This is a genomic window from Streptomyces sp. NPDC042364, assembly GCF_056437585.1.
The window spans coordinates 173706-184893 of the sequence record NZ_JBWKAJ010000018.1 but is presented as its reverse complement, the minus strand read 5'-3'; the positions used below and the strand labels follow the sequence as shown (position 1 = coordinate 184893).

The window sequence follows — 11188 nt, the reverse complement described above, 5'->3', positions numbered from 1 at the left end:
TCCAGTGGCCAGATGTTCTGCTCAAGACGGTCGAGCATCTCGTGGAGAGTTGCGGTCGCCCGCTCACGCTTCATGGGCAGCTCCAGATCTTCACAGCTGGTGGGTCAGGGCGGCCCAGCGGCGGAGGTTGCCGTAGGCCCACATGTCGTCCAGGCGGGCGAGGGTGTTGCGGTGGGTGTTCTGCCACAGCGGGTGGAAGCGGGGCAGCACGGTGAAGACTTCGTCCGCGGCGAGGGGTTCCATGTGGTGCCAGGTAGTGACCCTGCTGAGCAGGGCGGGCTTTGAGACGGGGCCTGCTGGCGAGCAGCAGGATGGTGACCTGTGGGACGGGGTCGTCGTGAAGATAGCGCAGGTATTCGATGCAGGAGGCAGAGAGCTGGTGGGCTTCGTCGACGGCGAGGAATCGGGGCGGCTGTGCCAGTGCGTGGCGTAGGTAGTCGCCGCAGATGCCGGCGTCCTGGGGTGGGTCGCCGGGCAGGTCGAGGGCATGGTGCAGGCTGTGGCGCAGGTCGTCGGGGCGTGCTTGGGGGCGCGGGAGCAGCCGTAGTGCGGACAGGGTGGGGCACTGCTGGCACAGGGTTTACAGGGTGAAGGTCTTGCCGACGCCGGGGTCCGCGGTCAGGCACATCATGGTCTGCTCGTGTCGGCGTACAAGCGAACATGGCTCTGGCAAGATTTTCGTAGTCGGAGATCATCTCGGTGCGACGGTCAGTCCGCCTGCGAAACGGGCAGCCTTTGACTGTGTTCTGTTGAACTAACCGAGCTGTTACCGCAGTTGACGGCTGTGCTGGTGGTCTCGGTCGATGTTTCTGGTCCTGCCGTTGTGATGCAGGCTCGTACGAGATCCGGTGCTCCAGCAGGGTGTACGGGGTGCGGCACGCTGAGCGAGTGGGTACACAGCCGCTACGTACGGCGCCTCGCCGATGCCGCGCTGGGAGGCAGGCCGGTCCGCATCGACTTGAGCGTGCGCCGTCTGTACTGCGAGAACTCGGCCTGCCCGAAGGTGACCTTCGCCGAGCAGGTGCCGGGACTGACCGTGCGCTATCAGCGGCGCACGCCGCTGCTGCAGCAGCTGGTCGAGGCGGTCGGCGTGGTGCTGGCCGGCCGAGGTGGGGCGAGGATGCTGCGCGTCCTCAACATCAGGCTGTCGCGGTGCACCGTGCTCGCGCAGCTGATGCGGGTGCCGCTGCCGCCGCTGGTCACACCCCGGGTGCTCGGCGTGGACGACTTCGCGCTGTACGGCGATACCTACGGCACTCTCCTGGTCGACGCCGAAACCAGACTCCCGCTGACGCTCTGGGAAGGCAGAGACGCCGAACAGCTCAGCCGATGGCTGCGCGGACATCCGGGTGTGGAGATCGTCTGCCGCGACGGCTCGCTTACCTATCGACAGTGCATCGCCGATGGCGCCCCACAGGCGGTCCAGGTCAGCGACCGTTTTCATTTGTGGCAGGGCCTGTCCCGGCGCGTTCAGGAAATCGCCGCCACCCACCGCGGCTGCCTGCCGGAAGCTCTCCCTTCCTCCGGAGCGACCGAGCCCGAGCTCGCGAACACCGCGGCGACACAACCTGAGCCGGCGGACACTCCGGCCGCCCGGCATGCCCGTCGGCTCTTCGAGGCAGTGCACGCGCTGACCGATACCGGCCGCTCCTACAGTTCGGCAGCCCGCGAGCTCGGCCTCGACCGCCGCACAGTGCGCAAGTACGCCCGCGCCCGAACCTGGCACGAGGTGGTCCGCCGACCTCCGCGCCGCCCTTCCCCCCTCGACCCGTACCTCGACTACCTGCAGCAACGCTGGGACGAGGGCGAGCACAGCGCCAAGGTCCTGCACCAGGTACTCCTCACCAAGGGCTACTTGGGCCACTATCAGCGCGTGAAGATGGCCGTCGCACCGCTACGGCGCGGCCTGCCCCTGGACGAGCCACGCGAGCGGCCGCCCTCACCACGCGAAGCCGCCCGCTGGATCATCACAGCTCCCGACCGGCACGGCCCGCACACCGCGCAACGTCTGCAGCGGTTACTCGAACACTGCCCGGAGCTTCACCGCACCCACGACCTGGTCCGTCAGTTCGCCGCCATGCTCGATGCCCGCGATGCCGCATCCCTGCCCAACTGGCTCGACACGCTCACGGCCAGCGGACTGGCTCCGCTCGCTGGTGCCGCCGCAGCTCTGCGCGAAGACCAGCACGCGGTCACCCAGGGGATCACCACCCTCTACAACTCGGGGGTCAACGAAGGCCGTATCACCGACGTGAAGCTCCAGAAACGCATCATGGGAGGCCGTGCCAGCGTCCCGCTCCTGCGCCATCGCGTCGTCCTGATCGCCCACCTCCGCCGCCGTTTCGCAGGCGGACTGACCGTCGCACCGAGATGATCTCCGACTACGAAAATCTTGCCAGAGCCGCGAACATGCACCGCCTCGTACGGATGAAAGTGCACCATTTTTGATGCGGTGACGGGGTGTTGGCCGTGAGTCTGCTGCTGTCGGTTCGGGGTGGCAGAGAGGCGGCTGACGCTGGTCTTGGATCCGCATCGCTGGCTGGAGTTGAGGCGGTTTCGTCCGCTGTTCGAGTCCGGTGCGATGAGCCTGCAGGAGATCGCGAAGGAGACGGGGCTGAACCGCCGGACGGTCAGCAAGTACCTCAAGGACCCCGCGTCGGTCGCACCGCCGAAGAGAGAAGCAGCAGATCAGCGGCCACGGCGGGTGGTGGACGAGGTGGCGCCGCTGATCGATCGATGCTCAGGTCCGAGATCCTGCTCAAGGGGAGGGTGATCCACGAGCGCCTGGCCCAGGAGTACGGGGGTATCGATCAACTACCAGCGGGTGAGGCTCTATCTGCAGGAAGCCCGGCCCCGGATCGCGGAGGAACTGGGCATCAGCTCGGGTGAGCTGGCGGGCCTGCATAGGAGGTTCGAGGTCGTCCCGGGTGCTCAGGCCCAGGTCGACTGGGGAGGTGCGACACGAGGTCGCGCATATGAGTGAACTCGCAGATTGGAGGCCGGTCATGCCGGTTGCGTAGTTCTCGGTCACTGTTCGAGACCGATCTCCGCTCTGACGTGCGCTCGCGGGTCCTGCTCGCAGAGGGTGCGGAGCTCAGGGAAGACGCCCAAGGGCCCCCGATCCGTCAGGGGGAGCAACCGGGCAAGGAGAAGGCCGGACGGGCGAACGCGAGTGAACCCCCTGTGATGCCTCGTCATCGACAAGCCCGGGGAGACGGGAAGAACACCGGGCGATAGGACCTGGCCGCTGGAAGAGGCGGCGAGCGGCGACCGGAGCCTGCCCCGTCGGTCGTAAGAACACCGCTGGTCCCGGGGTTTAGGGGGCGCCCTCCCCGGTCGCGTCTCGTATGCGCGGAACGTGGAAACCCCGTCGGGGTCCGAGCCTTCGGGTTCGGTAGGCCGATCGTGAGAGGGGCGGAAGCCCCCGGCGGGACAGGATGCCCAAGAAGCGGATGCCGGCTGCCGAAAGGCAACGGGACTCGTGACACCACGGCCGCCTCTCCAGGCGGCCGTCACGGGGAACCGGCCGGATGCCGGTCCTGGCGACCGGGCCCGAAAGGGCGCTGACGTGGGCTGGTGAGCCTTTGAACGCCGAGGCTGAGGGCCTCTCGAACCGAGGGACATGTTGGACACCATTGCGGTGAACGGATCCGAGGACGTTCTCGACTGGGACGCCATTGCCTGGCGGACTCACGAGGAGAACGTAGTGAGGCTGCGGCGGAGGATCTTCAAGGCGACGCGAGAAGGGGACTGGGCTCAGGTTCGATCCTTGCAGAAACTGATGCTGAGGTCCTGGTCGAACACGCTGGTCAGCGTGCGACAGGTCACTCAGCGCAACGCTGGGCGTCGGACGGCGGGGATCGACGGGGAGACAGCTTTGTCCCCTGAGGCCAGGGCGGCGGTGGCGGTGCGGGTGCATCGCACGCGTTCGTCCTGGGATCCCATGCCCGTCCGCCGTGTGTACATTCCGAAGGCCAATGGCAAGCAGAGACCACTCGGCATTCCCGTGATCTTGGACCGGTGTCATCAGGCACGGGTCCGCAGTGCACTGGAGCCCGAGTGGGAAGCCCGGTTCGAGCCCCGTTCCTACGGGTTCCGCCCCGGGCGAAGCTGCGCTGACGCGATCGGTTCCCTGTTCTCCACGCTCAGCGGGCCACGCGCCCGCCGGTTGTGGATTTTGGACGCTGATCTGTCAGCTGCGTTCGACAAGATCGGCCACGCTCGGCTGCTCGACTCGCTCGGTTCGTTCCCGGCCAGGGACCTGATCGAGCGGTGGTTGAAGGCTGGAGTGGTCGACAAAGGGCAGTTCGCGCCGACCGAGGAGGGCTCTCCTCAAGGCGGTGTGATCAGTCCGTTGTTGATGAACGTGGCCCTCCATGGGCTGGAGGAGGCCGCAGGGGTCCGCTATCTCACCACCGGCACACACGCCGGGGATGTGGTGGCGGGCTCTCCGATCTTGGTGAGATACGCCGACGATATGGTCGCCTGCTGTCACTCCAGACAGCAGTCCGAGCAGGTCAAGGCACGGCTTGCGGAGTGGCTGGCGCCTCGGGGACTGGTCTTCAACGAGGACAAGACGCGCATCGTCCACCTCGAAGAGGGCTTCAACTTCCTCGGGTTCAACGTTCGCCGCTATCGACGTGGCAAGCTGCTGATCAAACCGAGTGCGGAGGCGGTCAGGCGCATCCGGAAGAGGCTCGCGGACGAGGTGCGCGCCCTGCGCGGCTTGAACGCGACGGCGGTCATCGCCAAGCTCAACCCGATCGTGCGGGGCTGGGCTGCCTACTACCGGGGGGGTGGTGTCCAGCAGGATCTTCACGGCGCTGGATCACTACGTGTGGTGGCTCACCTACCGGTGGGCCAGACGCATGCACCCCAACAAGTCGAAGAAGTGGATCGTTCGACGCTACTTCGGCAGGTTCAACAAGTTCAGGAACGACCGGTGGGTGTTTGGAGATCGCGCCAACGTGCTCAACGACCGCGGCGAGATCCCGATTCTCCTCAAGTTCTCCTGGACGAACATCGTTCGGCACCAGTTGATCGCAGGCGGGGCGTCACCCGATGACCCCGGTCTGACGGACTACTGGGTCAAGCGGCGACGAAAGGTCAAACCCCCGCTGGACAGCTACAACTTGCGCCTGCTTGCCAAGCAGGACGGCCGCTGTCCGCTCTGCGGGGAACACCTGCTCACCGCCGATCAGCCTCCGCAGTCGCCCCAGGAATGGGAACGGTGGTGGTTGAACGTCGTCAAGAGGGCGATAGCCGCCGACTATCTCACTCACCACGGACGGCCCGACGCGCCGAGCACGGACCGAACACGCCTCGTGCACGCCTCCTGTCACCGCAGGCTTCGGCCTCGCAGCCGCAGGAGACCGGCAGTTGCTGCACTCTCGTGAAGCCCATGGGGCTTGCTTGAGCCGTGGTGCGGGGAAACCCGCTCGCCCGGTTCTGAGGGGGCGGGGACGCAGCAATGTGTCCCCGCTACCCGACACGAGGGCAAGATCCTCGCTCATGTCGGCATCCCGGAGGTCTACTCCTTCCACATGACCCTGCCGTACTCGCGTCACCCGTTCTGCTGCTTCACCACCAGCCAGGACCTGGCCACGTTCTTCGACTGCCACCGGGCCGCGTTCGCGCACTTCGGCGGGGTGCCGATGAGCATCGTCTACGACCGCACCAAGACGGTCGTGCGCCGACATGTCGCCCCCGGCGAGGCGGTCCCGCTGCACCCGGAGGCGGTCGCCTTCGCCGGGCACTACGACTTCGACATCGACGTGCTGGCCGCCTACCGGCCTCAGGGCAAGGGGCGGGTCGAGCGACAGGTGAACATCGTCCGTGACCATGTCCTGGCCGGTCGAGCTTTCTCTTCCATCGAGGAGCTGAACGCTGCCTTCGCCGCCGGGGTCCCACTGCGGCGGGCGAAGGTCCACGGCACCCACGGCGAAATCATCGGGCACCGGGCCGTGCGCGACCATGTGGCCCTGCGTCCGCTGCCGGCGAGCCCGTATGTGGTCACTCAGCGGCATCTGCGGCATGTGGGCAAGGACTGCCTGGTCGCCTTCGACGCGAACCTCTGTTCCGTTCCCGCCCGCAAGGTCCGCCCCCGCCACCTGATCGAGGTCCGGGCCTCGAAGGCGCAGGTCAGCCTGCACTCCACCGTCCCCGACACAGGTGGCCAGACCTTGTTGGCCGTCCACCCACGTGCCGTTGGACGAGGCGCCCGCATCGTGGATGAGACGCACTGGGACGGCCTTCCCACCGGCGCCGGCCGCCGCGTCACCACCGGCGACGCTCTGCCCTCGCCCCGCCGCGGCCAGCCGTCGAAGACGGAGGCCGGACCACTGCAGGCCCTGCTGAACCGGGCCGCCGCCGCGAACGTCGAGGTCGGCCGCCGTCCGCTGTCGGTCTATGACGAGCTGACCGGCACCCGTCCCTTCACTGCCAACTCCTCCAGCAAGGAAGCCCGTTGAGCGAGCTGACCAGCACCCGCATCCGCACCACGGCCGCCAAGCTCGGCCTGCCGCACCTGGCCGAGGCCCTGAACCAGTACATCCAGCTGGCCGACGAGGCCAAGATGGGCCACCTCGACCTGCTCGACCTGGTGCTGTCCGAGGAACTCGCTGTCCGCGACGACCGCCGCTTCCGCAACGGCCTGCGGCTGTCGAAGCTGCCGCACCACAAGACGCTGGAGGACTACGACTTCTCCTTCCAGCCCGACCTCGACCCCACGCAAGGTCAAAGACCTGGTCACCCTCTCCTTCGTCGAGGACAAGGCCAACGTCGCTCTGCTCGGACCGCCCGGGGTCGGCAAGACGCACATCGCCGTCGCCCTGGCCGTCGCGGCCTGCCGGGCCGGCTACTCGATCTACTTCACCAGCTTCGCCGACATGGTCCGCCACCTCAAGGCCGCCGAGGACCAGGGCCGGCTGATCAGCAAGCTCACCAGCTACCTCCGGCCCAGCCACGCGCTGGTACCACTGACAGCCCAAGGCGATCACACCAGCGCGAAAGTCCATGAAACTGTCGTCGGAGCACCCGCCCCCGATGAGGTAAGCAGCCGCCCACACATCCCAGCGATACAGGGCGTCATGCAACTTATCGAAGCATTCCGCATACTCCAGGATCTCCTGCCGCGGTCTCTCCGCGAGCTGCTTGACGAGAACCTGGTCAAATGGCTCGCCCGTTGCGGCAGCCCCGGCTTGCGCGGCTTCGATGACGTCCCAGAACGTGTCGATCTCCATGACCGCGCACTCTGCCACGCCCCGGTGACAATCGATCCTGGCCGCCCTGCCGGCACCTGGTCGTTTCACGGAACTGCGGCCAGAGCCTTGATTTTCCCCAGCCCGTGCTCGGCGCTTCCCCGGACCTGCTCACCTTGGATCCCCACTCCGAGGTGCGGGAACCATCTGGGTGCGGTTGACGGTGTGCCGTGATGGGTTGTCCAGGGACGCCTTGGCCGGAGACGCAAGGTCTATCGGAAGGCGGCGATGTGGCGCTGGGCCCAGTCGGCGAAGGTGCGGGGTGCGCGGCCGAGGAGCCGTTCGACGTCGGGGCTGATGCGTTGCTCGGCTGGGGTGGGCTCGCCCAGAATGGACAGTGTGGTCTCGACCACGGGCTCGGGCATGAACCGCAGCATGTGCGCATGGGCCTCGTCACGGGTCTGCTCGATGAACCGGACTGGTTCGCCGAGTGCATCGGCAATGCCCTCGGCCCGCTGGCGGGGTGTGCTGAGGGCGGGCCCGGTCAGCTCGTATATCTGTCCGTCGTGGCCGTCCTCCCGCAGGGCTGCGGCGGCGACCTCGGCGATGTCGTCCGGGTCGATGGTCGGCAGGCCGATGTCGGCGAACGGCGCGGCGGCGGTCCGTCGGGCGCGCACCGACTCGGCCCAGGCGTACGCATTGGAGTTGAAGCCTCCAGGCCGCAGGATCGTCCAGTCCATGCCTGAGTGCTGGACGGCGTCCTCAATGGACCGTCCCAGGTCCCCGTGCGAGGCCGAATGCGGTCGGGTCGCGACTCCTTGGGAGGACAGCAGGACGACCCGCCCGACGCCGCCGGCCTTGGCGACGTCGAGGATGTACTGCGGGCTCAGCAGGTGCGCGCTGGGGCCGCCGCTTTGCAGGAACAGCGCGTCGGCTCCGTCGAAAACGGGCCGAAGGCTCTCAGGATCGACCAGGTCCGCCCGCGTGTACTGGACGCCCTCCGGCACGTCCGCGTCCGAGATCCCCCGGGATGTCGCGGTCACCTGCGCACCGGCTGCCGCGAGGGCCTGCACGAGCGATCGGCCGACGTTACCGGTCGCACCCGTTACTGCGAACATGAACAACTCCCGTGTCACTTCAGCATGGTTGTCGCCGCCCGAGTGGGCGGGACCGCCGCGGAGAGCTGCTCCCCGGGCGACTCGGGGACGCTAGCACCGTCGATATAGTAGGTACCTAGAGGAAAGTGACTATCCTGAGGAATGTGCATGGCCGACGATGCTGACTGGGTGGCAGCCGCTGGGACCGACCCGGAACTCGCATGTCCGACTAGTGCTGTCGTGGACATAGTGTTCAGCCGGTGGACCACGCCGATCCTGTGGACTCTCAACATGCATGGTCGCCAACGGTTCGTCGAACTGGAGCGACGGATCGGAACGATCACACCCAAGGTACTGACCCAGCGGCTGCGGCAGCTGGAACGCGACGGCATGGTCGTGCGTACGTACCACCCGGAGGTCCCCCCTAGGGTCGAGTACGAAATCAGCGAGCTGGGCCGCAGCCTGGCCCCACTCTTCGCACACCTCGCCGGATGGGCTGCCAGCAACCTGGACAAGGTCGAGCAGGCCCGGCACGACTACGACACCGTTCCACCCCGGTAGCGCGTCAGCGTGAGGGCTCGACCCTTGTAGGGACTTCCGCTACCTGGAGACCCGCAAGCAAGCGGGGTGAAGAGCCGGACTGGCGTTTCCATGGAGCCCAACGGCAATCCCAGGTCGGTAACGATCGACCCGTGCCGAAAGGACCCGGCCGTGCCCTGATCCGCAACGTCACGGACCTACACCACGACGCAAACGCACAGGTCATCGGCCTGTCAAGTGAGCGAACTCAGCATGGTCCGGGCAGCCGGTGCGCATGGCCCGGCGGATGAGGGAAGCGCTCGTGACTGCTTGGATCGTGATGGCGGTTGCCTTGGCAGCGGCGGCCCCGTCGGTGCTGTTCACATGGCTGGTGCGCCGGGCTTGGCAGCGCGCCTGGGATGATCTGGCCCGCCAGGCGCCCGGGTACGGCCGTGGCATCTGCGACAGGAGGCCTCGGGACGGCCGCCTGCGGTTAGTCCTGGTACGCCGCAGGTGACCCCTGCGACGGCTCGCCCTCCGGTTCTTCCTGCGGAGGTTCCTCCTCCTGCTCCGGCAGCAGCTCGTCGTCGCGCAGCAAGCTCGTCATCGTGCAGCAGACAGCTCGTCGTCCTGTGGGAGTTCCTGTTGACGGCTGCGGTCTGCGGACGCCGGGAACGATGAGCTGGGCCTGGGCGGGTGGGGATGACGGGCCAGGGTCGGCCGCGGACCTCGCGCCGGCCCGGCCGACGACGCATTCGCCCAGGAGCCGGTTCAGATGAACGGTGTCGCCCTGGGCCCACCGTGGTGGCCGAAGTCCTGGCGCGCCTGAACGCGTTGCTCGCCGGGGCGCGTGACCTGGGCTTCCCGTGCGTCCGGCAGGGTTGTTCGGGTGATCCGCGGCGTTCGGGATATCGGTTTCGTTCGCCCCATTGACGACGTCCCTGAACCGCCCTTACGTTTCGTCCGCACTTCCGGACGTTGTTCTCAGTATCGAACATGACGCGACCGACGGCGTCGACGTACGCCGGTGGAGCCGTCTCAGCACCAACTGTCGGCCGTGGCAGCTCGTCCCCACGACCGTCTGATCCCGAAGGGCCGCAACAGAAACATGAGACATCTCGCCAGAGGGGTTCTGGTGGCCGCGGCGGCCGCGCTCGCCGTGCTCACCTCCGTGACCACCCCCGCCCAGGCCGCCGCGCCCGCGTCCCCCGCCGTGACCTTCACCAACCCCATCGCGCTCCAGCGCGCCGACCCGCATATCTTCAAGCACACCGACGGCTACTACTACTTCACGGCCACCGTGCCCGCCTACGACAAGATCGTGATGCGCCGGGCCACCACCCTCCAGGGCCTCTCCACGGCCCCGGAGACCACGATCTGGACCAAGCACGCCACCGGTGAGATGGGCGCCCACATCTGGGCCCCGGAGATCCACTTCATCGACGGCAAGTGGTACGTCTACTTCACGGCCGGCTGGTCCAACGACATCTGGCGGATCCGCCCGTACGTCCTGGAGTCCAGCTCCGCCAACCCGCTCACCGGCACCTGGACCGAGAAGGGCCGCATCAGCCTGCCCATGGACACCTTCTCGCTGGACGCCACGACCTTCACCCACAACGGCACCCGCTACCTCAGCTGGGCCCAGGAAGACCCGGCGCTCGGCAAGGGAACGCAACTGTACCTGGCGAAGATGGCCAACCCCTGGACCATCGAGGGCACCCCGGCCATGATCTCCAAGCCCCAGTACGCCTGGGAGACCGCCGGCGCCCGCGTCAACGAGGGCCCGGCCGTCATCGAGAAGAACGGCAAGGTCTTCATGACCTACTCGGCCAGCGCCACCAACGCCAACTACTGCCTCGGCCTGCTCACCGCCGACGCCACCGCCGACCTGATGAACCCGGCCTCCTGGAGCAAGACCCCCACACCGGTCCTCAAGAGCAACGACAGAACCGGCCAGTACGGCCCCGGCCACAACACCTTCACGGTCTCCGAGGACGGCAAGTCCGACGTCCTCGTCTACCACGACCGCAACTACAGGGACATCGTCGGCGACCCGCTCAAGGACCCCAACCGCCGCACCCGCTACCAGAAGATCTACTGGAACGCCGACGGCACACCCAACTTCGGCATCCCCGTCGCCGACGGTGTCACCCCCGTCCGCTTCTCCTCGTACAACTACCCGGACAGGTTCATCCGGCACTGGGAGTTCCGGGCCAGGACCGAGGCCAACGTCACCGAACTCGCCGACTCACAGTTTCGTGGGGGGGGGGGGGGGGGCCGGCCCCCCCCCCCCCCCCCCCCACACGGGCCCAACCCCCCCCCCCCCACCCCCCCCCCCCACAACCCCCGGGGGGGGGGGGTTGAGCCCCCGCC

General features: G+C 67.4%; 6 protein-coding genes and 4 pseudogenes. 6 read left to right on the top strand and 4 right to left on the bottom strand.

The annotated features are described in order from the left end of the window. Positions 1-90: 90 nt before the first annotated feature. Both AC067N_RS29770 and AC067N_RS29765 read right to left on the bottom strand, forming a co-directional pair. A complete protein-coding gene (locus AC067N_RS29770) occupies positions 91-243 on the bottom strand; it encodes a hypothetical protein (RefSeq protein WP_478681968.1) in 153 nt (50 codons plus the stop codon). A gap of 121 nt (positions 244-364) precedes the next feature. Continuing rightward, positions 365-478: pseudogene (locus AC067N_RS29765) on the bottom strand (hypothetical protein); the annotation flags it as partial. Between the two features lie 306 nt (positions 479-784). Here AC067N_RS29765 and AC067N_RS29760 point away from each other — a divergent pair. The 4 genes and pseudogenes from AC067N_RS29760 to AC067N_RS29745 all read left to right on the top strand — a co-directional run. Further along, positions 785-2374, top strand: coding sequence for an ISL3 family transposase (locus AC067N_RS29760; protein WP_478681977.1), 1590 nt, complete (start codon positions 785-787; stop codon positions 2372-2374). A gap of 1248 nt (positions 2375-3622) precedes the next feature. After that, positions 3623-5396, top strand: a pseudogene (ltrA, locus tag AC067N_RS29755) (group II intron reverse transcriptase/maturase). 12 nt (positions 5397-5408) lie between these two features. Further along, positions 5409-6470, top strand: coding sequence for a Mu transposase domain-containing protein (locus AC067N_RS29750; RefSeq protein WP_478681967.1), 1062 nt, complete (start codon positions 5409-5411; stop codon positions 6468-6470). Next, a pseudogene (locus tag AC067N_RS29745) lies at positions 6467-6974 on the top strand (ATP-binding protein); the annotation flags it as partial. The gene AC067N_RS29750 and the pseudogene AC067N_RS29745, both read left to right, overlap by 4 nt. 45 nt (positions 6975-7019) lie before the next feature. Here AC067N_RS29745 and AC067N_RS29740 read toward each other — a convergent pair. Further along, positions 7020-7241: pseudogene (locus tag AC067N_RS29740) on the bottom strand (DUF4240 domain-containing protein); the annotation flags it as partial. Between the two features lie 230 nt (positions 7242-7471). Beyond that, the gene (locus AC067N_RS29735) at positions 7472-8317 is read right to left on the bottom strand and encodes an NAD(P)H-binding protein (RefSeq protein WP_478681966.1); all 846 of its coding nucleotides are present in this window, start codon (positions 8315-8317) and stop codon (positions 7472-7474) included. A 141-nt stretch (positions 8318-8458) separates the two neighbouring features. Between AC067N_RS29735 and AC067N_RS29730 the strand changes: the two genes are divergently transcribed. Together AC067N_RS29730 and AC067N_RS29725 are read left to right on the top strand one after the other, a co-directional pair. Further along, positions 8459-8857 (top strand): winged helix-turn-helix transcriptional regulator, encoded by a 399-nt coding sequence (locus AC067N_RS29730; protein ID WP_478681965.1) that lies wholly within the window; start codon positions 8459-8461, stop codon positions 8855-8857. Positions 8858-9923: 1066 nt separating this feature from the next. After that, the coding region (locus AC067N_RS29725) for a glycoside hydrolase family 43 protein (RefSeq protein WP_478681964.1) at positions 9924-11188 on the top strand (1265 nt) is incomplete at its 3' end.

Coding starts and splice junctions, on each gene's coding strand:
- AC067N_RS29770 (WP_478681968.1), bottom strand. CDS start 243: ATGGAACCCCTCGCCGCGGACGAAGTCTTCACCGTGCTGCCCCGCTTC.
- AC067N_RS29735 (WP_478681966.1), bottom strand. CDS start 8,317: ATGTTCGCAGTAACGGGTGCGACCGGTAACGTCGGCCGATCGCTCGTG.
- AC067N_RS29730 (WP_478681965.1), top strand. CDS start 8,459: ATGTGCATGGCCGACGATGCTGACTGGGTGGCAGCCGCTGGGACCGAC.